Annotated in this window: 20 protein-coding genes and 1 other RNA gene; 14 read left to right on the forward strand and 7 right to left on the reverse strand. The window is 53.4% G+C overall.

What is annotated here, in order from left to right:
* Positions 1–26: 26 nt before the first annotated feature.
* Positions 27–968 (reverse strand): bifunctional Delta(1)-pyrroline-2-carboxylate/Delta(1)-piperideine-2-carboxylate reductase, encoded by a 942-nt coding sequence (lhpI, locus tag EV680_RS01320; RefSeq protein WP_132952413.1) that lies wholly within the window; start codon positions 966–968, stop codon positions 27–29.
* Positions 969–1143: 175 nt separating this feature from the next.
* Here lhpI and EV680_RS01325 point away from each other — a divergent pair, with 175 nt between their 5' ends.
* Positions 1144–1749: a helix-turn-helix domain-containing protein gene (locus tag EV680_RS01325; protein WP_132952415.1), complete on the forward strand. Its 606-nt coding sequence runs from the start codon at positions 1144–1146 to the stop codon at positions 1747–1749.
* Positions 1750–1827: 78 nt separating this feature from the next.
* On the opposite strand, the gene EV680_RS01330 is transcribed toward EV680_RS01325, so the two are convergent.
* A complete protein-coding gene (locus EV680_RS01330; protein WP_132952417.1) occupies positions 1828–3108 on the reverse strand; it encodes an MFS transporter in 1281 nt (426 codons plus the stop codon).
* A 260-nt stretch (positions 3109–3368) separates the two neighbouring features.
* On the opposite strand from EV680_RS01330, the gene EV680_RS01335 reads away from it, so the two are divergent.
* Positions 3369–4784, forward strand: a complete 1416-nt coding sequence (locus EV680_RS01335; RefSeq protein WP_132952419.1) for a DHA2 family efflux MFS transporter permease subunit — start codon at positions 3369–3371, stop codon at positions 4782–4784.
* 18 nt (positions 4785–4802) lie between these two features.
* Positions 4803–5612 (forward strand): PPK2 family polyphosphate kinase, encoded by an 810-nt coding sequence (locus EV680_RS01340; protein ID WP_132952421.1) that lies wholly within the window; start codon positions 4803–4805, stop codon positions 5610–5612.
* Between the two features lie 146 nt (positions 5613–5758).
* On the opposite strand, the gene EV680_RS01345 is transcribed toward EV680_RS01340, so the two are convergent.
* From EV680_RS01345 to hpnD, 3 genes are read right to left on the reverse strand one after another with little or no spacing between them, the layout of a single operon-like run.
* The gene (locus EV680_RS01345) at positions 5759–6478 is read right to left on the reverse strand and encodes an SDR family oxidoreductase (RefSeq protein ID WP_132952423.1); all 720 of its coding nucleotides are present in this window, start codon (positions 6476–6478) and stop codon (positions 5759–5761) included.
* A gap of 24 nt (positions 6479–6502) precedes the next feature.
* Positions 6503–7840, reverse strand: coding sequence for a hydroxysqualene dehydroxylase HpnE (gene hpnE, locus EV680_RS01350; RefSeq protein WP_132952425.1), 1338 nt, complete (start codon positions 7838–7840; stop codon positions 6503–6505).
* Complete coding sequence (gene hpnD, locus EV680_RS01355) at positions 7837–8685, reverse strand: presqualene diphosphate synthase HpnD (protein ID WP_132952427.1); 849 nt, start codon at positions 8683–8685, stop codon at positions 7837–7839. The genes hpnE and hpnD overlap by 4 nt, the downstream gene beginning before the upstream one ends.
* 176 nt (positions 8686–8861) lie before the next feature.
* Here hpnD and hscA point away from each other — a divergent pair, with 176 nt between their 5' ends.
* The 4 genes from hscA (at position 8862) to EV680_RS01375 (ending at position 11878) form a co-directional block, all read left to right on the forward strand.
* Entirely contained in the window at positions 8862–10724 is a 1863-nt protein-coding gene (hscA, locus tag EV680_RS01360) for a Fe-S protein assembly chaperone HscA (RefSeq protein WP_132952429.1), read from the forward strand.
* Positions 10725–10787: 63 nt separating this feature from the next.
* Positions 10788–11129, forward strand: a complete 342-nt coding sequence (gene fdx / locus EV680_RS01365; protein WP_132952431.1) for an ISC system 2Fe-2S type ferredoxin — start codon at positions 10788–10790, stop codon at positions 11127–11129.
* Positions 11130–11364: 235 nt separating this feature from the next.
* Positions 11365–11559 (forward strand): Fe-S cluster assembly protein IscX, encoded by a 195-nt coding sequence (iscX, locus tag EV680_RS01370; RefSeq protein ID WP_132952433.1) that lies wholly within the window; start codon positions 11365–11367, stop codon positions 11557–11559.
* Positions 11546–11878 carry a hypothetical protein gene (locus tag EV680_RS01375; protein ID WP_132952435.1) on the forward strand — a complete coding sequence of 111 codons (333 nt, stop codon included), beginning with the start codon at positions 11546–11548 and terminating at the stop codon, positions 11876–11878. The genes iscX and EV680_RS01375 overlap by 14 nt, the downstream gene beginning before the upstream one ends.
* 202 nt (positions 11879–12080) lie before the next feature.
* On the opposite strand, the gene EV680_RS01380 is transcribed toward EV680_RS01375, so the two are convergent.
* Complete coding sequence (locus EV680_RS01380) at positions 12081–12914, reverse strand: BPSS1780 family membrane protein (RefSeq protein ID WP_132952437.1); 834 nt, start codon at positions 12912–12914, stop codon at positions 12081–12083.
* Between the two features lie 179 nt (positions 12915–13093).
* Entirely contained in the window at positions 13094–13597 is a 504-nt protein-coding gene (locus EV680_RS01385; RefSeq protein ID WP_132952439.1) for a DUF1841 family protein, read from the reverse strand.
* A gap of 106 nt (positions 13598–13703) precedes the next feature.
* Here EV680_RS01385 and ssrA point away from each other — a divergent pair.
* The 7 genes from ssrA (at position 13704) to EV680_RS01420 (ending at position 19203) form a co-directional block, all read left to right on the forward strand.
* Positions 13704–14065: a transfer-messenger RNA gene (ssrA, locus tag EV680_RS01390) on the forward strand.
* Between the two features lie 292 nt (positions 14066–14357).
* On the forward strand, positions 14358–15593 hold the full coding sequence (locus EV680_RS01395) for a tyrosine-type recombinase/integrase (RefSeq protein WP_132952440.1): 1236 nt from the start codon (positions 14358–14360) through the stop codon (positions 15591–15593).
* A gap of 134 nt (positions 15594–15727) precedes the next feature.
* Positions 15728–16849, forward strand: a complete 1122-nt coding sequence (gene fic, locus EV680_RS01400) for a protein adenylyltransferase Fic (RefSeq protein ID WP_132952442.1) — start codon at positions 15728–15730, stop codon at positions 16847–16849.
* Positions 16850–16917: 68 nt separating this feature from the next.
* Positions 16918–17229 (forward strand): helix-turn-helix domain-containing protein, encoded by a 312-nt coding sequence (locus EV680_RS01405; protein WP_132952445.1) that lies wholly within the window; start codon positions 16918–16920, stop codon positions 17227–17229.
* 119 nt (positions 17230–17348) lie between these two features.
* Entirely contained in the window at positions 17349–17624 is a 276-nt protein-coding gene (locus EV680_RS01410) for a type II toxin-antitoxin system prevent-host-death family antitoxin (RefSeq protein ID WP_132952447.1), read from the forward strand.
* A 2-nt stretch (positions 17625–17626) separates the two neighbouring features.
* Positions 17627–18046, forward strand: coding sequence for a type II toxin-antitoxin system VapC family toxin (locus tag EV680_RS01415; RefSeq protein WP_132952449.1), 420 nt, complete (start codon positions 17627–17629; stop codon positions 18044–18046).
* A gap of 188 nt (positions 18047–18234) precedes the next feature.
* Positions 18235–19203: a hypothetical protein gene (locus EV680_RS01420; protein ID WP_132952451.1), complete on the forward strand. Its 969-nt coding sequence runs from the start codon at positions 18235–18237 to the stop codon at positions 19201–19203.
* The last annotated feature ends 99 nt before the right edge of the window (positions 19204–19302 follow it).

Consider the following 19302-nt stretch of genomic DNA (forward strand, 5'->3'; position numbering starts at 1 on the left):
CAACGAGGCCGTCTGAACATTTCGATTTAGCGTTCACTGCCGCCCTGATAAACCAAAATGGCTGCCGCCAAATCTTCAGAAGCCGCGCCCACGGCTTTATACACGGTGATTTCATCGGCGCGCGTGCGCCCCGGGTGCAGGCCGCGGCACAAGCCGGCCAAATCCGAGCGCACCTGCTCGCGCACAAATACGCCCGCGGCCATCGGCGACAACAAATCGCCGGCTTTATCGAGCGCCTCGTCGGTGTCGACAAACACCGAAGTGTCGGCAAACACGGCATCCTCCGATTCGCGCATATCGGGCTTGAAGCTGCCGATCAAATCCAGATGCGCGCCTTTTTGCAGCCATTGCCGTTGCACCAGCGGCGCGGTGGATAAAGTGGCGCAACTGATGATGTCGCTGCTGCGCACGGCAGCTTCCAAATCGGCCACGGCTTCGGCTTGAAAGCCCTGCTGCTGCAAATCTTCGGCCAAGCGGCAGGCTTTGTTGAAATCAATATTCCAAATGCGCACGTGTTTGATGTCGCGCACGGCGGCATAAGCCGGCGCAATTTCGCGCGCCACATTGCCCGCGCCCACAATCAGCAGGCTTTGTGCATCTTGGCGCGCCAGATAATCGGCGGCCAGCGCCGAAGCGGCGGCCGTGCGGCGGCAGGTGATTTGGTTGCCGTCGAGCACCGCCACCGGCACGCCGTTTTGCGCGTCAAACAAAGTATAAGTGGAATGCAGCCCCGGCAGGCCGTGTTTACTGCCGTTTTCCGGGTAAATGGTCACATGCTTGATGCCCAAAAAGCGGTTTTTCTGCCAAGCGGGCATAATCAATAATGTGGCCGCAGCATCATCGCTCTCAAGCGCATGAATGTGGCGGCGCGGCACGGTGCAGCCTTCCACAAACATCGTGTGCACGGCTTGGATTAAGGCCGGATAAGGCAGCCCGGCACCGGTGGCTTCATAATCAAAAATTTTCATCCATTTCTCCTTTAATCAAAATGTGTTTTCAAATTCGTTTCATTTATTGATGCTCGGCAAGCTTATACAATCGGCTGTATTTTTCTCTGATAAGAGAATAAATAATCTATTTTGCTTGTGATAAAATCATGTATTAACGATATTTCATACTTTTGTTTCCGCCCTCGAAAACCTTATGAATCCAAGCACCCACACCGACCTGCCGGCAGAAAACAGCAGCCTTTTTTTGGCGCGCCAAGTGCATGCTTTGCGCAAAAAAGCCGGCTTGACCTTGCAGCAGCTCAGCCGCAAAAGCGATGTTTCCGTGTCTACCCTTTCCAAAATCGAAAAAGGGCAGCTCTCGCCCACTTACGAAAAAATCGTGTCGCTCGCCCGCGGGCTGGATGTGCCGATTGCCGCGCTTTTTCATGAAGAGAGCGCCCACACGCCCAACGGCCGCCTGGCCGTTACCCGCGCCGGCAGCGCCCGAACCCACAGCACCAAGCAATACGATTATCAGGCGCTGTGTGCCGATTTGAGCAACAAGCGCTTCGTGCCGCTGCTCACCCGCATCAAGGCACGCAGCCTGCGGGAATTTCCGGCGCTCTTGCAGCACGAGGGTGAAGAGTTTATTTATGTGCTGGCCGGCCAAATCACCGTGCACACCGATTTTTACCAACCCATCGTGCTCAACTGCGGCGATGCCTGCTATTTCGACAGCACCATGGGGCACGCCTGTGTGGCCGGTGAAGAAGAGGCGCAAGTGTTGTGGGTGTCTTCCCATTCCACGCAAAACACTTAGATTTTGAATCGCTATCGCACCTTACCTTTTTAAAAAAGGCCGTCTGAAACCTGCAACCGTTTTCAGACGGCCTTTTGATTATTCATCCAACTGCCGCCCCGAACGCTCGCTCACCGCCGCAATCGCCACCAGCGACACCAGCCCGGTGAAAATAATATAAAGCGCAATCGGCACATAAGAGTGATCGAATTTTGCCAGCAGAAAAGTGGCCACCAAAGGTGCCGTGCCGCCGGCCAGCGCCGCGCCGATTTGATAGCCTAGGGTGATGCCGGTGTAGCGCACATTGCTTTTGAAAATTTCGGAAAACATCGTGCCCAACACCGCCGTGGTCGGCGCCCAAATCACGCCCAAACCGATTACCGTAGCCAGAATCAGCATGCTGAACGAGCGGGTTTGCAAGAGCCAGAAATAGGGAAAAGCATAAGCCATCATCATCAACACCCCGGCGATATACACCGTTTTGCGGCCGATTCTGTCGGAGAGCGCGCCCATCAGCGGAATGAGCAGTGTGGTCACCACCGTGGCCACGGTCACCGCGTTGAGCGCCTGTGTGCGGCTGAAGCCGAGCTCTTTGGTGGCGTAATACACAATAAAAGTCGACATAATGTAAAAAGGCGCGGTTTCCACAAATTTCGCCCCCACCGCAATCAACACCTCGCGCTTGTGGTGTTTGAGCGTTTCGAGCAGCGGCACCGCCACCACATTGCCGGCCGCTTGGTTTTTCTTAAACGAAGGCGTTTCATCAATGCCTTTGCGTATCCACAAGCCCACAAACACCAGCACCGCGCTCAGCACAAAAGGCACCCGCCAGCCCCACGATAAAAACACATCATCAGGCAGCATGCTCATCACAGTGAGCGCCAGCGTGGCCAAAAGCATGCCGATGGTCACGCCCATTTGCGGCACGCTGCCGAAAAAGCCGCGCCGCTCTTTGGGCGCATATTCCACCGCCAGCAGCATCGCCCCGCCCCACTCGCCGCCGATGCCCAAGCCCTGCACCAAGCGCAGCAGCACCATCAAAATCGGCGCGGCAATACCGATGGCCTGATAAGTCGGCAGCAAGCCCATCAACACCGTGGCGCCGCCCATCAAGCCCAAAGTGAGCACCAAGGTTTTCTTGCGGCCGATCCGATCGCCGATGTGGCTGAAAATAATGCCGCCGAAAGGGCGGATAAAGAAAGAGAGCGCAAAAGAAGCAAAAGCCAGCATGGTGCCCACGGCCGGATCTTCAGCGGGGAAAAACAGCTGGTTAAACACCAAAGCGGCCACCGTGCCGTAAAGAAAATAATCAAACCACTCAATCGAACTGCCGATCAGGCTGGCCCAAAGCACCCGCTTGGATACGGTTTCTGTTTTCATCTTGCTTCCTCTCCATTTATATTTTTAAAGATGTGTAATTATTGTATAAGAGATTTAATTTTCTTAAAAGAAAATTTTAAGATGATATGCAGATATCTTCTTAGCCGCCTATCCTTGAGCGTGCATTTCCAAGCACATCGTTTTTGCACACATCAAACTGTTTTCAGACGGCCAATATCACGTACAATGTTTGCATTCATTTTTACAAACTGCGGCCGGCTTTTTTCAGACGGCCTCTTTGATTCGGACATCACACAACCATGACCACACCGCCCGCCCTTCCCAAGCCTGCGCCCTCGCGCTGGCTGCCGCTTCTGCTGGCGGTGGCCATTTTCATGCAGATGCTCGACACCACCATTCTCAACACGGCGCTGCCGAAAATGGCGCTCGATTTGAATGAATCGCCGCTCAATATGCAGTCGGCCGTGATTGCCTATGCGCTCACGCTGGCGCTTCTGATTCCGCTCAGCGGCTATTTGGCCGACCGCTTCGGCACGCGTTCGGTGTTTATCGCTTCGATGGGCATATTCGTGCTCGGCTCTGTTTTATGCGCCGCCGCGCCCAATCTTTCCATGCTGCTGGTGGCACGGGTGATTCAGGGCATAGGCGGCTCGATGTTGGTGCCGGTGCCGCGGCTCACGCTTTTGCGCGTTTACGATAAATCACAGCTGCTCAATGCCATCAATTATGCGGTGATGCCGGCGCTTATCGGGCCGGTGCTGGGGCCTTTGGTGGGCGGCTATTTGGTAGACTATGCCAGCTGGCATTGGATTTTCCTGATTAATGTGCCCATCGGCATCGCCGGCATGGTGTTTGCGCTCAAGGTGATGCCCGACCTTAAGGGCGAAGGAAAAGAGCATTTCGATGTGGTCGGCTTTCTGCTGTTTGCCGCAGCCGCCTGCTCGCTGAGTTTATCGGTAGAAATCGTCACCCACCCCGGCACCCGCTTTTTCGCCATGCTGATGGCTCTAAGCGGCGCAGCCGCGCTGTGGCTTTACTGGCAGCACGCCAAGCGCGATGATGCGCCGCTTTATGCGCGCAATCTTTTTCAGGTGCGCACTTTCCGGCTGGGGCTGGCGGGCAATTTGTTCAGCCGCTTGGGCATCAGCTCGGTGCCGTTTCTGCTGCCTTTGCTGTTTCAACTCGCCTTCGGCTTCAGCGCCAGCCTGTCGGGCTGGCTGCTCGCGCCGATTGCCATTGCCTCGATTTTGGTTAAGCCGCTCATCAAACCTTTGATGGGCTATTTCGGCTACCGCCGGGTGCTGGTGGCCAACACCCGCCTGCTCGGCTGCCTGATAATGTGTTTGGCCATTCCCTCGGCGCACACCCCTTTATGGCTGTGGGCAGCGCTGCTGTTTGTGGTGGGCATGGGCAACTCATTACAATTTTCCGCCATGAACACGCTCACCGTGGCCGACTTGCGCTCGTTTCAAGCCGGCAGCGGCAACAGCCTGATGGCCGTCAACCAGCAGCTGGCCATGAGCTTCGGCATCGCCTTGGGCGCGCTGATTTTGCAGTTTTTAAGCCAAAGCAGCATCGCCACCGATAATCTGCACGCCGCTTTTCGCTACACCTTTATTTATCTGGGCGCCATCACCTTTATCTCAAGCTGGATTTTCATCGGCCTCGACAACCGCGATGGCCGCAACCTGACGCAAAAAGCATCCAAACCTTAAAGGAAAGGAGCATTTCTGATGAGCTTTACTGAAAAATACCGCGCCGGCGGCAAAAAATTCAAACTTGCCGATTTTCCGGCCGGCGACAAATCCGGCCTGCCTGATAGCAAAGAAGCCCGCAAGCTCGCCACCGAAGCCTTGAGCGCCGAGCTCGATCAATTGCAGGATATTCTTTATGCGCAAGCCAAACACCGCTTTTTAGTGGTGCTGCAAGGCATGGACACTTCCGGCAAAGACGGCACCATCCGCACCGTGTTTCGCGCCGCCGATCCGCTGGGCATGCGCGTGCAGGCCTTTAAAGCGCCCTCAGAAGCCGAGCGGGCACGAGATTATCTGTGGCGCGTGCACATGGTGATGCCCCAAAGCGGTGAAATCGTGATTTTCAACCGCAGCCACTATGAAGACGTGTTGGTCACACGGGTGCGCGGCTGGATAGACGAAGCCGAGCAGGCGCGCCGCATCCGCCAAATCAACGATTTCGAGCGTATGCTGACCGAAACCGGCACCACCATCGTGAAAATTTTCCTCAATATTTCCAACGAAGCGCAGCGCGAGCGCCTGCAAGAGCGCCTTGATAATCCTGAAAAACACTGGAAATTCAACCCCGGCGATCTCGAAGACCGCAAGCTGTGGCCGCAATTTATGCAAACTTATCAACAAGTGATTGCCGCCACCGACACCGACCACGCACCTTGGTATATCGTGCCCGCCGATTCCAAATCCGGCCGCAGCCTGATTATCGTCAACATCTTGCTCGAACATTTGCGCAAGCTGCATCTGGCTTATCCCGAGGTGGACACAAGCGGCTGGCCGCAGCAGATTGAATGATACCCATCCAAAAAACATCAGGCCGTCTGAAACCAAAGTTTCAGACGGCCTGATGTTTTTCAAAACCGATGCAAGCTTATCCGCCAAACACTTCTATGCCTGTGCGTATTCAAAAATAAATGGTTTTGACAATCTTTTCAGACGGCCTATAAATACACAATCTCGCCGCTGCGCCCGCGGCTCTCCACGCTCGCCCACCACACGAAATCAGGCATGATTTCTTCATAATCTTTGCGCTCGCTGCGCGCTTCGCCGGGGTGGGTTTTCATGCGTTGGGGCGAATTCACAGGGCCTGGCACGAGCACATTGGCGCGCAGATTTTCAAAGCGCTCCCATTCGTCGGCCGCCACTTTGCACAAATAATTCAGCGCCGCTTTCGATGCGCCGAAGCCGCCCCAATAAGCTTTCGGGTCTTCACTGTGGCTCTCGCCGACAAAAATCACCGAAGCATCGGCCGATTGTTTCAGCAGCGGCAAAAAGGCGCGGGTGAGCCCCATCGGCGCCACAGTGTTGATGCGGTATTGGTTCACCCATTCGGCCACGGTTTGGAAATCGAGCGGCGAGAGCGCGTAGAAATAGCTGGCGCAATGCACGATGCCGTCGAGCCTGCCGCCGGTGGCTTCGGCAATGGTGGCGGCCAAGCGCTCAAATTCGGCCTCTTCGGCGCTGAGCAAATCAAAGCAGATGGCAAAAGGCTCGGGGCCGCCGGCAGCCACGATTTCGTCATACACTTTTTCAAGCTTTTTCTGATGGCGCGCCACCAACACCACCGTGGCGCCGGCAGCGGCATACGCTTTGGCCACTTGCTCGCCTATGCCTTGCGATGCGCCGGTGACCAGCAGGATTTTTTCTTGCAGTTGAGCCATTTTATTGTTTTCCTTTAAGCAGTTCTAAGCAGTTCGTTTTGATAACGCCCATTCGTTCAAACACAAAGCGGCGGCCGATTGGCCGGTTTGCACCGCTGCCTCCAGCGTGGCCGGATAGCGCGGGTGCAGATAATCGCCCGCCGGATAAATATGCTGATGGTGCAGCCAGGCCAAATCGGGCAAGCGGCGGTGGGCAACGGCAGCCGTGGTGGCGCGCTTTTCGGTAATCACGCGCGCGGCAACGGGTGCACCCGCATCCGGGCACAAAGTTTGCACATCCGCATTCACCCGCGCCACCCATTCATCGGGCGCAAAGCCGCCGACGATATCCGACACGCTGATCACCGCCGCCACTTCATATGCACTGCCGCCCAATGCCGCGCGGCCAATCAGCCATTGCGCCGTGCCGTTTGCCAGGCCGGTCATGGCGGCGGGCAGATTCAGCGGCGCAGCATAACGCAAATATACCGTAGTAATGGCATGATACTGCATATCGGCATAGGCCGTCTGAATGTTTGCCGGCGTGTCAGGCGGCAAGAGCGTCGCAGCGTGATAAGGTGCCACCGCCAAAACAGCGCAGTCGAAAGCCGCGCCGTTTACTTCGATTTGCCCGCTCGGCAGCGGCTGCAAACGCCCCACGCGGCTTTCCAAATGCACCACCGCACCGCTTTTTTTCAGACGGCCTAAAGCCGGCTCGGCCATAATGCGCCCCAAATCAAGCTTGGGCAGCAGATAATCGCTGTCGCTTTTTTGCGCCCACACCCCGTCTTGCAACACATTAGCCAGAATATTCAGGCTGGCCGACTCAAGCGGTGTGTTGAGTGCGCCCCACACCAGCGGCTGCCAAAATTCGGCCACCAGCCGGCGCGGCGTGTGCCGCTTGCCCAACCATTCGCCCACGCTGATGTCGGGCGGGTTCAAGCCGTGGCGCCGCTGCAAAGCGCGCATGCTGTCGAGCAGGCGCAGTTTATCGGCAAAGCCCAGCTTTTTGGCACACAAAATGCCGGCCAACAAATGCAGCGGTGCGGGCAGCGAAGCCGCCTTAAACTGCATGCCGTCGGCCATATGCCATTGCAGCGGGCAGCGCACAAAAGCCGCGTTTTCCGGCACGCCGATTTGCTGCATCAGCGTGCGCACGCCGTGATAAGCGCCGATTAAAATATGCTGGCCGTTGTCCAAAAAGCTGAAATCACCGCGCCCGGCCGCCAGCGTGCGCGCCCGCCCGCCCGCCTGCTTGCCCGCTTCAAACACATGCACCTCGGCTTTGTTGCCCAAATGCACCGCTGCCGACAAGCCCGCCCAGCCCGCGCCGATCACGGCGATTTTCGGGCGGGTTTGATGTTGCTTGCTTAAAACATTCATGGTTTAAATCCAAACAGCCAGGTTTTCAGGGCGATGCGTTTTTTGCGCGGGCCGGGAATGGCAATTTTGTATTTCAACACGTTTTGCGCACCGTCGCGCTCGATTTCGTTGAGCAGCGCATAATAAATCGCCGCCAAAATCAAGCCCATTTTTTGGGCCTTTTTATCAGCAGCCGGCAGCAGCGCCAGCGCTTCGCGATAAATGGCGCGCGCACGCGCGATTTGAAACGCCATCAATTCGGCAAATTGCGGCGTGGGCGCGGCCTGCATAATGGTTTGCGCGGGCACGTCAAAGCGCTGCAAATCTTCCATCGGCAGATAAATGCGGCCGTTGCGCGCATCTTCGCCCACATCGCGGATGATATTGGTGAGCTGCAAAGCCAAGCCCATTTTATCGGCATAATTCAATGTTTCGGGGCGGCTAAAGCCCAAAATGCGCGTGATCAACCGCCCCACCACACCGGCCACGCGGTGGCAGTAAAGCTGCAATTCAGCAAAGTTTGCGTAGCGCGCCCGGGTTAAATCCATCTGCATGCCCTCGATGATTTCCGCCAGCTCATCGTGCGGCAGCGCAAATTCCGCCACCACGCCTTGCAGCGCGCGGCACACCGGATGCTCGGGCGCGCCGCCGTCAAACACCTTGGCCAAATCGGCGCGCCACCAATTAAGCGTGGTTTGCGCCACCTGCATATCGGTGCAATCGTCCACCACATCATCGAGCTCGCGGCAAAACGCATACAGCACCGTCATGGCATCTTGCCGGCGCTGCGGCAAAAAACGAAACGCAGCCAAAAAGCTCGAGCGGCTTTCGGCGGCTTTTTGGCGGCAATAATCAAGTGGCTGCACAGCGGCTCCCTGCGGGTTTTGTTAACATCGGATTGTAGCGGGATTTTCCGACGGCAACAAATTTTCAGACGGCCTGCCAACGCGCGGGCACAATTCCGACAAAACCACTCAACTATGCGCGCCAAATCTGCTAGAATATGCCCCACAAACCCGAACACCCAAAGGCATACAATAATATGGCACTATTGCAAATCGCCGAACCCGGCCTCGCCGCCGCCCCGCACCAACACCGCCTCGCCGCAGGCATCGATTTGGGCACCACCAACAGCTTGGTGGCCGCCGTCAAAAGCGGCAGCGCCGTTTGCCTCACCGATGAGCAAGGCCGCGCCACGCTGCCCTCGGTGGTGCGCTATTGCGAAGATGCGCGCGTGGAAGTGGGCCATGATGCGCTCAAAGCGCAGAAAATCGACCCGGTCAACACCATCAGCTCGGCCAAGCGCCTGATCGGGCGCACCCTGGCCGACCTCAAAGCCGACAACCATTATTTCCCCTACCGCTTCGGCAACAACGAGCGCCTGATTGAATTGCACACCCGCCAAGGCAATAAAACCCCGATTGACGTGTCGGCCGAAATTTTGCGCACCCTCAAAACACGCGCCGAAGAGCGTTTGGGCGGCCCGCTCACCAGTGCCGTGATTACCGTGCCGGCTTATTTCGACGATGCCCAACGCCAAGCCACCAAAGATGCCGCGCGCCTGGCCGGCCTCAATGTGCTGCGCCTGCTCAACGAGCCCACCGCCGCCGCCATTGCCTACGGCCTCGACAACCGCGCCGAGGGCACGTTTGTGGTATACGATTTGGGTGGCGGCACGTTTGATGTGTCGGTGTTGCAGCTCACCAAAGGTTTGTTTGAAGTGAAAGCCACCGGCGGCAACAGCGCGCTGGGCGGCGATGATTTCGACCACCGCCTCTTCTGCCATCTGCTTGAGCAAAACCAGCTCTCGCAGCTTAACGAGCAAGACAGCCAGCTTTTGCTCAGCCTCGTGCGCGCCGCCAAAGAAACGCTCACCACCGAATCCAGCGCCACCATTCAGGCCACGCTTTCAGACGGCCGCCAAATCAGCAGCAACATCACCCGCCAGGAGTTTCAAAACCTCACCCAACATTTAGTGGCCAAAACCATCGAGCCGGTGAAGCAGGCGCTCAAAGATGCCGGCGTGGGCAAAGCCGACATCAAAGGCGTGATTATGGTGGGCGGTGCCACCCGCATGCCGCATGTGCAGCAAACCGTGGCCATGTTTTTCGGCCAAACCCCGCTCAACAACCTCAACCCCGACCAAGTAGTGGCACTCGGTGCCGCCATGCAGGCCAATGTGCTCGCCGGCAATAAAAACGACGACGAATGGCTGCTGCTCGACGTTACCCCGCTCTCGCTCGGCCTCGAAACTTACGGCGGCCTGGCCGAAAAAGTGATTCCGCGCAACAGCACGCTGCCCACCGCACGCGCGCAAGATTTCACCACCTTTAAAGACGGTCAAACCGCCATGACCGTGCACGTGGTGCAAGGCGAGCGCGAGCTGGTGAGCGATTGCCGCAGCCTGGCCAAATTCACCCTGCGCGGCATTCCGCCCATGGTGGCGGGCGCCGCACGCATCCGCGTTACCTTCCAAGTGGATGCAGACGGCCTGCTTTCCGTGTCTGCCCGCGAGCAAACCAGCGGCGTGCAGGCGCAAATCGAAGTGAAACCTTCTTACGGCCTCGATGATGAAACCATCACCCGCATGCTCAAAGAAGGCATGAACAACGCCGGTGAAGACATGGCCGCGCGCGCGCGCGCCGAAGCCCAAGTGGAAGCAGAAGGGCTGATTGCCGCCGTGTCTGCCGCGCTGGCGCTCGACAGCGATTTGCTGGAGCCCTCCGCGCTTGCCCATATTCAAGCGCTAATCAGCAAGCTGCAAACCAACCTGAGCAGCCACACCGCCGAGCAGATCCGCGCCGCCACCACCGCGCTGGCGCAAGCCACCGATGATTTTGCCGCCAAACGCATGAACCGCAACATCCAACGCGCCCTCACCGGCCAAAGCGTGGAAAACCTGTAAACCCAAGCCGGTTTATCCGCATTGATTTAAACCATTTACCGCACTCACAATAAAAGACACAACATGCCAAAAGTAACCGTTCTCCCCCACGCCACACTCTGCCCCGAAGGCAAAGTGATTGAAAACGCCCCCGCCGGCCAAAGCATTTGCGATTTGCTGCTCGACAACGACATCGAAATCGAACACGCCTGCGAAAAATCCTGCGCCTGCACCACCTGCCATGTGATTGTGCGCCAGGGTTTCGACAGCCTCGAAGAGCCCAGCGAGCTCGAAGAAGATCTGCTCGACCAAGCTTGGGGCCTCGAAGCCGATTCGCGCCTGAGCTGCCAAGCCCAAGTGGCCGATGAAGATTTGGTGGTGGAAATCCCCAAATACACCATCAACCACGCCCGCGAACACCATTAACACGCAGGCCGTCTGAAACTTTTTCAGACGGCCTAAGGGTCTGTTCACATTTCGTTTATGAGGGGATTTTGTTCCTGAGAATGCAGATGCAAGGCAAAAAAACGCAGCAAGGTTGAACATCTTGCGAGGCTTTTTAACGCAACAGATGTATTTTCAGGGGCGAAATACACCCGTAAATCGAAATGTCAGGATGCCCTAGATAAAAACAACATTCAGTATAAAAGGAGCGCACATCATGAAATGGACCGACACCCAACGCATCGCCGAAGAGCTATACGATGCCCACGGCGACATCGACCCGAAAACCATCCGCTTCACCCACTTGCGCGAACTGGTGATGGCGCTGCCCGATTTCGATGACGACCCCGCCCGCAGCGGCGAGCGCATTCTCGAAGCCATCCAGCAAGCCTGGATAGATGAAGCCGAATAAACCGCTGGCAGACTACGCCCGCGCTGCCCACGGCCTGAGCAGCCCCGCCGTGGTGGTGCGTAAAGAAGAAATCGCGCCGGCCGATGAAGATGAAGAAGTGCTCAGCGAAACACGGTATCACTTCAGCGACGGTGCCGTGTTGCAATACCGCATCGAAACTGACCTTTACGAAGGCACCCCCGAAGCCGCCCCCGCCTGCCTGCCGATGTGGATCAGCTACCGCATCATGCAGCACCCGCCCGAAGCCGATATCGCGCCCGAGCAAAAAACCTTTGCCAACACCTGCCGCCAGTTTTTCTGGCTGAAAATGCAGGCATAAAATCGTGCAGCTTGAATGGCAAACACAACCATACGCATGATTCAAAAAGGCCGTCTGAAACTTTTTTCAGACGGCCTTTTATCATTTACCGCACACCTTATACCAATTCAAAAAAGTAAGCTAACAAGGCGGCGAGCCGCAGACAGTACAACTAGTACGGCAAGGCGAGACAACGAAGTTAGGTTATTTTTTTGGATTGGTATTACAACGGCGGCTCAGTCCACACCGCACGATAGCTGGTATAAACCGTGAGCATCGTCCACGGCGTGACCACCAATATCATCAATGCAGACATCGCCACCAACGGCAGCCAAACCCAATCAAACAGCATCACCAAACCCATCGCCAGCAAACCGATTACCAAAGAGAGCCCCAGCCACACCAAGCCATACACAATAAAAGGCAAAATATTGCGCACGCAGCCCTGAAAGCTCATTTTCATCGCCTGCCACGGCGCCACATCATCCAGCACCGTCAACACAGTAGCAAACCACATCATCATCGACACGGGCACAAGCGCAGCAAAGCCTGCCAATATAATCCCGCCATACATCGCCATCGCTGCCACAGAAGGCTGCTCCGAATCCCAATCACTGATGTTTGTGCCTGTTAAATACATCACAACCACAAACACAAACACCACCACCAGCAGCACCAAAAAATACAGCAGCGTCAAAATAAATAATTCTTTGAATTTATGCTGAAAACCACCAAACAAATACACAAATTCCAAATCATCATTTTCCGCCAGCGCCGCCGCAGCCAGCATCATGCCGCCCGCAAAAAACAAAGTCAGAAAATTGCTCAAAAAGCCCACCAGCGGCAGCATAGACACCACGGTGGTAATCAAAAGCATCACAAACGACATGCCCACCCACAGGCCCCAACGTCGGGTAAACAGCCCCCAAGCCTGCCCTATCCAAGCCGCACCCGCCGATGCAGCCAAGCGGCGCGGCTCGCGCAAAAGCTTGGGCGAGCCCTCGCTATCCGGCACCAAATCAGGCGCGCTTTCACCATAAATTCTGAAATCCGACATTTTCTTCTCTCATTGTTAAAATTCGTAAAACACAATTATAACGCCGCGCTTTAATATTTCAAGTATCGATACCGATTTCTATCAATAAACATAACAACAAACACACAAAGGCCGTCTGAAACAAATCTTTCAGACGGCCTTTAAATAATCATCAAACCAACTATAAAACCAAACCGATTTCAATCGCGCCCGCTGATTTTATCCGACAGCCCCACCTCATGCGGATTGATGCGCGCATTGTCTTCCTGGCCCAAACCCACCAGCCGGCGCAGGCGTGTAATATATGCATTCACATCCAAACCGCGCCCGAAACGCTGCGCCTCCCAAATCGTTTCCGCCAGCGCCTCCATCATCTCATGCTCCGCCCGCACCCAATCACCATTATGGCGGCGGCAAAGCTGCTCATGCACCGCGCGTATGCCCGGCGGCTGATCAATGCCCGCCTGCTCCTGTATCGACATATGCAGCGACATATGCAGAAAAGGGTTTGTTTCCTCAGCTTCAGGCGTCCACGTTTTTTCCAAATAATCTTCAATATTATCCAGATAATGATGGTATTCAGGGTGCGCCTCGATAATGCGCAACGCCTTTTGCTGCAAGGCATCCAGCTGCAAAGGCAGCATACGCTGCTGCCACACCTGCGCAAAAAAGCGCCGCACATCCTGCGTGTTTACATCATACATAAGCTTGTCCGCCCTATTTTTCAGACGGCCATTATAACCGATAGGCCGTCTGAAAGTATCGGTGGCATTTATCCGGCCAAACGCGTATAATTAAAAATTCCTATCTGGGGGCGATCTTGGTTTCGACGGGGGTTGCGAAGCAGATGCGGGCATACCGGGGTCTCAGATTCCCGTAAAACACTGAACTTAAATAGTCGCAAACGACGAAACTTACGCACTGGCCGCTTAAGGCCTGCCGTTGCAGCAGTTGGCCGATGGGCTGCGTAGGGTAAAACCTACAGCAACGTTATTTACATGGGCTGGTTTCGTGTCGGGTTACTTGGCACGGAATAAGATTTAAGGTAACTGGCTTCCAAACAGCCTGTCTGCCGGCGGAATGGAAGCAAGACTTCAAATAGACCGACTAAGTATGTAGAACGCTTTGTAGAGGACTTTCGGACGGGGGTTCAATTCCCCCCGCCTCCACCAACCTATGTTTTCAGCAATATGCTGGCACACCATAAACCCCTGAAATTAAAAGATTTTAGGGGTTTTTTATTGCCTATGATGTGCTGGCGTGTGCTGTAGTTTTCATAGCTCATGGGGTAATTCTTGGGGTAATATCGGGCAAAACCCCCGCAAAAAGCCCCTGAAAATGCCTGAAAAACAGCCCGATTTTAAAGCCAAATCACCCCAAAACAGCCTGAAACCCTGATGGATAAAGGCTTACAGCGTTTTTAAATATTACCCCTAAAACCGATAAAAACAAGGCAGAAAAACCATGCCGAAAGCCATAACCCCACTTACTGATTCACAATGCAAAAATCTTGCCCTACCCGCCAAAGGCATCAACCAGCTTTCAGACGGCCACGGCTTGTCGTTGCAGGCCGATAGCAAAGGCGGCAAATACTGGCGGCTTCGCTACTACCACCCCCACACCAAAAAGCGTGAAGAAATCCGACTTGGCATCTATCCCGATGTAAGCCTGAAAGCAGCCCGTGTGAAACGTGAAGAACTACGCGCCTTGCTTGAAAAAGGTATCGACCCGAAGCAACACCAGCAAGAGCAGGAAATCAAACAGCGCAATCAGGCATTGAACAGCTTTGAAGCGGTTGCCCGAAAATGGCATGCCGACCAGCAAGCCAAGCCCGATAAGTGGATGCCTGAACACGCCCACCGCCTTTTACGCAGCCTTGAACTGCACATATTCCCCGATATAGGGCAGCGGCCAATTGCCGAAATCATGCCGCTGGAAGTATTGAGCTTGCTGCAAAGGCTGGAAGCGGCGGGGAAATACGACACCGCCCACAAAGTGTATGACGTGGTGAATCAGGTGTTTTCTTATGCCGTGCGTTTGCGGATATGTGTATTCAACCCCGCCGCCGAACTTCGCAGAGAGCTGGCACAAGTGAAACAGCAAAGCTTTCATCATTTATCCGACCCTGCCGAAATCGGGCAGCTATTGCGCGATATAGACGGCTACACAGGCACGCCGCAAGTGCGCATCTTGCTGAAGCTTTCCCCCTATGTGTTCACGCGACCCGCTGAATTGCGCATGATGAAATGGGCAGAGCTGGATTGGGATAATGGCATTTGGGAGAAAAGCGGTGAGGGCGAGCGGAAAGGCGAACGAATGAAGAACGGGCTTGACTTCCTTATCCCATTGAGCCGCCAAGCCGCCGCCCTGATTGAGCAGATGAAGCCGATAACAGGCCATTATGATTATGTGTTTTGGAATAAGGGCACAGGGCAACCATTTAGCGAAGCGGCGGCAAGCAAGGCGCTGCACAGATTGGGTTACAAAGACAAGCAGACTATGCACGGCTTCCGCCATATTGCCAGCACCGCCCTGAATGAGCAGGGTTTTAACGGCGACTGGGTAGAACGGCAGCTTGCCCACAAAGACCCAAACCAAACACGCAAAACCTACAACAAAGCGGAATATCTAGAGCAGCGCACCGCCATGATGCAAGCCTATGCCGATTATTTGGACAGCTTGAAAGACGGCAATAAATAGGCCGTCTGAAACAGCCGCCACTTGGCAAATGCAGCATATGTTTACAAACTGCCATTTTTTAAACATGTTTTCTAGACATGTACACACGGTAAACATATACTTGGAACATCTTTATTTTTTGCCATTTAATAAACATGAATACTTGGAATGCAGAACAGCCCTACAACCATTTACCACCCTTGCCGCCAAAACACGATATTGAAAGCAAGGCTGTATTAAAACAGTGCATCAATGCCCGCGCCGCCTTGGCAGAACTGAAGCAGGCCGCTGAATTAATCCCTAATCAAAGCATGTTGATTAACACCTTGCCCACCATGGAAGCACGGGCAAGTTCGGAAATTGAAAATATCATCACCACCACCGATAAACTGTTTCAATACATGCAAACAGAAAGCCAAGCAGCAGACCCTGCAACCAAGGAAGCCATGCGATACCGAAGCGCATTGTTTTCAGGCTTTCAGTCACTCGACATTAAGCCGCTATGTACGCAAACCGCCAAACTGGTATGCAGCGAAATCAAAGGCCGTAATATGGAAATCCGCCAAACAATCGGCACAGCTTTGCGCGCCGATGGCAGCGGCAACACCATTTACACCCCGCCTACAGGCGAGCAGTTAATACGCGAAAAATTAGCCGATTGGGAGCGGTTTATACACCAAAGTACAGACCTTGACCCGCTGATAATTATGGCAATAGCACATTACCAGTTTGAAGCCATACACCCCTTTTCAGACGGCAACGGACGTACAGGCCGCGTATTGAACAGTTTGCTGTTGATTGAAAAGGGGCTGCTTAGCTTGCCGATTCTATACTTGAGCCGCTATATCATTGAACACAAAACAGACTACTACCGCCTTTTGCTGGACGTAACCGAAAACGGCAATTGGGAAGCATGGATTTTATACATGCTGGCAGGGGTAGAAGATACTGCAAAATGGACGATAGCCAAAATCGAAGCCATCAAGAAGCTGGCAGAACATACCCGCAATTATATTCAGACGGCCTTGCCGACTGTTTACAGTCATGAGCTTGTGGCCTTGCTGTTTGAACAACCCTATACCCGCATTGCCAACCTTGAAAAAACAGGCATTGCCAAACGGCAAACCGCATCAAGGTATTTACAGGCATTGGCTGAAATCGGCGTATTGAATGAAATCACGATTGGGCGTGACAAGCTGTTTATCCACCCTAGGTTAATGGCGCTTTTAAGCGGCGATAACAACGAATTTAGCACCTACCCCGATACAGCCCGATAAAAGGCCGTCTGAAAGCACAACACCAGCCCCGCCGCCAAATCGAACGAAACATTAACGGAGATTCAGCCATGAAATACAAAAGCGAAATCAGCGCAATGCTTCACGAAACCATGCAGGGGCTTCACGAAGTGGGCGTAATCGACAAAACCACCATGCGGGAATTTGATAAATCCTGTTTGACCGAAATCGAACCATTGAGCGGCGAAGCCATACGCGCCATACGCGAAAAAGAAGCATTGAGCCAAGCGGCATTCGCCATTTATCTGAATATCAGTAAAAACCAAGTTTCGGAATGGGAGCGGGGCATAAAGAAACCAAGCGGCGCGGCCTTAAAGCTGCTTTCATTGGTAAAGGCCAAAGGCATACAGGCCATTGCATAACGCCAATCAATCAGCCGACACCAGCCCCCGCCGCTGGTGTTTTTATTGCCATTTGCACATGCTGGCATATTGTAGAATAATCGGGCATGTAGAAACATCAAAGCAAAGGAGCCGCCGCCATGCCCTACACCATGAACAGCCGCGAATTCAACCAGCACACCAACCGCGCACAAAAAGAAGCCGACAAAGCCCCTGTGTTTATCACCAACAGGGGCAGGCTGGTGCATGTGCTATTGAGCTATGCCGATTATCAAAAGCTGGCAGGCAAGCCGCAAAGCGCGTTAGAAGCGCTTACAGCCGCCCCCGCCCTTGCCGAAGCAATGGCCGATATAGAGCTGGATATACCGCCGCGAAGCACCGCCCACCGCCGCCCTGTTGAGTTTGGGGAAGACTGAATATGTATCTGCTCGACACCAACATTATTAGCCAAACACGCCGCCCCGATAAAGCCGACAAGCGCGCGACCGCATGGCTGGCACACACCGACAGCAACAACCTGTACACCAGCGCCATTGTCATGATGGAACTAGAGCGGGGCATTCTTGGCATAGAGCGCAAAAACAGCCAGCAAGGCACGATATTGCGGCAATGGCTGAATGATGTTGTCAAACCCGCATTTGCTGGCCGCGTGTTGCCCATAGACGAAGCCACCGCCGCCATATGCGCCAAGCTGCACATACCCGATAAAGCCCCTGATAACGATGCTTGGATAGCCGCAACGGCCATACAGCACAACTACACGCTGATAACGCGCAACACAGCCGATTTTGAACGCACAGGGGCAAAGCTGCTTAATCCGTTTGAGTATGCAGGGTAAGGCTACCTGAAAGCGGATTGAGATTAAATCTTGCAGGCTTTTCAGACAGCATCAAGCAGATATTTAAATGTGGAAATTATGGGCGGTATCCAAGTGGTATCCAAGCAAGTAACCAAGAATTGATGGTTACTGAATTTGGATACCAAGCAAGTTAACAAGGTTTCAGACGGCCTATGCAAGGTTCAACAATGATAAATTTTTCTAAATTAAAAAAGTGGTTAACTATTGAAGAAACGGCAAAAAGTCTAAGCATGGATTTTGATGATGACGTGTCAATAGGAGATGTTTATCAGGTTTGTCTAGAGGGGCATTTACAATTATCAATAAGATTCAGCGCCCCCGAAACAGCAATTAAATATAAATATATTTGCAACATTGATGATGTTGAAAGTCATAAAAAACAATTAATTGACTCTCAAACTGTAATGCTAAGATTATCGCTTGACAAACAATTTGGAACAAAACAGTATCCTTATGTACATGAACTATTTGCCGAGTATGAGAAAGCATTGGGAAAAGAAGACGAAGAAACAGCATTTGAATTATTTCTTAGCAAACTACCTGTTTGCGAATTTACCAGCAGCGCATTATTTCTACCTAATGGCAAAGTGTATGCACGAGATGAAGAATGCCGTGTAGGTGGTATTTTTAAATTGGCGATGTATGGCAATGAAAAACTTGATATAGATTTCCTACTTTGCCAAGAAAAAGGCATGGAAACGCCCGACTTGATAGATATTGATGGTTTTTTTGCGCTGGACGAAAAAGGAGATTTGTATTCAGTTCAAGCCACTCGATATAAGGAGAATGAAAGTGGTATTAGTATGCCGTGGCACTATCCATCAGGAGGGATAAATGATTTTCAAGCTGCTAATTTTGTTTGCTCGCAGGACGATTTAATAGATTTCAGAAAATATATACAAGGGCTAAATCATAGAGATTCTAACCCTGAAAATTCAAGCACTAGAAATTCAATGCTAATAATTATTGCTGGATTATGTTCAAAAGCAGGAATCGACCCTAAGAAAAGAGGCGTCTCATCTGAAATAGTACGAGAAATTGAAGCGCTTGGAGTTAGCATAGATTCTGAAACAGTAAAAAAATACCTTGATGGATTGCCCGACTTAATAGCAAGAAAACAGAAAACAGCAATTTAATTTACCGAAATCGGAAAACTAAAAACCGAAATCGGAAAAGCCGCCCCACGAGGGCGGTATCTTTTTGCGCATGAGAAACACCAGCAACCCGCTGGCTGT

This window comes from Uruburuella suis (genome assembly GCF_004341385.1).
In the GTDB taxonomy this organism is placed as follows: Bacteria; Pseudomonadota; Gammaproteobacteria; order Burkholderiales; family Neisseriaceae; genus Neisseria; species Neisseria suis.

Bases quoted from the DNA above. Each gene is read 5' to 3' on its own strand.
- EV680_RS01345 (WP_132952423.1), bottom strand. From the start codon at position 6,478: ATGGCTCAACTGCAAGAAAAAATCCTGCTGGTCACCGGCGCATCGCAA.
- fdx (WP_132952431.1), top strand. From the start codon at position 10,788: ATGCCAAAAGTAACCGTTCTCCCCCACGCCACACTCTGCCCCGAAGGC.
- EV680_RS01335 (WP_132952419.1), top strand. From the start codon at position 3,369: ATGACCACACCGCCCGCCCTTCCCAAGCCTGCGCCCTCGCGCTGGCTG.
- hscA (WP_132952429.1), top strand. From the start codon at position 8,862: ATGGCACTATTGCAAATCGCCGAACCCGGCCTCGCCGCCGCCCCGCAC.
- iscX (WP_132952433.1), top strand. From the start codon at position 11,365: ATGAAATGGACCGACACCCAACGCATCGCCGAAGAGCTATACGATGCC.
- EV680_RS01415 (WP_132952449.1), top strand. From the start codon at position 17,627: ATGTATCTGCTCGACACCAACATTATTAGCCAAACACGCCGCCCCGAT.
- EV680_RS01340 (WP_132952421.1), top strand. From the start codon at position 4,803: ATGAGCTTTACTGAAAAATACCGCGCCGGCGGCAAAAAATTCAAACTT.
- EV680_RS01405 (WP_132952445.1), top strand. From the start codon at position 16,918: ATGAAATACAAAAGCGAAATCAGCGCAATGCTTCACGAAACCATGCAG.
- hpnE (WP_132952425.1), bottom strand. From the start codon at position 7,840: ATGAATGTTTTAAGCAAGCAACATCAAACCCGCCCGAAAATCGCCGTG.
- EV680_RS01330 (WP_132952417.1), bottom strand. From the start codon at position 3,108: ATGAAAACAGAAACCGTATCCAAGCGGGTGCTTTGGGCCAGCCTGATC.
- EV680_RS01385 (WP_132952439.1), bottom strand. From the start codon at position 13,597: ATGTATGATGTAAACACGCAGGATGTGCGGCGCTTTTTTGCGCAGGTG.
- EV680_RS01410 (WP_132952447.1), top strand. From the start codon at position 17,349: ATGCCCTACACCATGAACAGCCGCGAATTCAACCAGCACACCAACCGC.
- EV680_RS01380 (WP_132952437.1), bottom strand. From the start codon at position 12,914: ATGTCGGATTTCAGAATTTATGGTGAAAGCGCGCCTGATTTGGTGCCG.
- EV680_RS01375 (WP_132952435.1), top strand. From the start codon at position 11,546: ATGAAGCCGAATAAACCGCTGGCAGACTACGCCCGCGCTGCCCACGGC.
- fic (WP_132952442.1), top strand. From the start codon at position 15,728: ATGAATACTTGGAATGCAGAACAGCCCTACAACCATTTACCACCCTTG.
- lhpI (WP_132952413.1), bottom strand. From the start codon at position 968: ATGAAAATTTTTGATTATGAAGCCACCGGTGCCGGGCTGCCTTATCCG.
- EV680_RS01420 (WP_132952451.1), top strand. From the start codon at position 18,235: ATGATAAATTTTTCTAAATTAAAAAAGTGGTTAACTATTGAAGAAACG.
- EV680_RS01395 (WP_132952440.1), top strand. From the start codon at position 14,358: ATGCCGAAAGCCATAACCCCACTTACTGATTCACAATGCAAAAATCTT.
- EV680_RS01325 (WP_132952415.1), top strand. From the start codon at position 1,144: ATGAATCCAAGCACCCACACCGACCTGCCGGCAGAAAACAGCAGCCTT.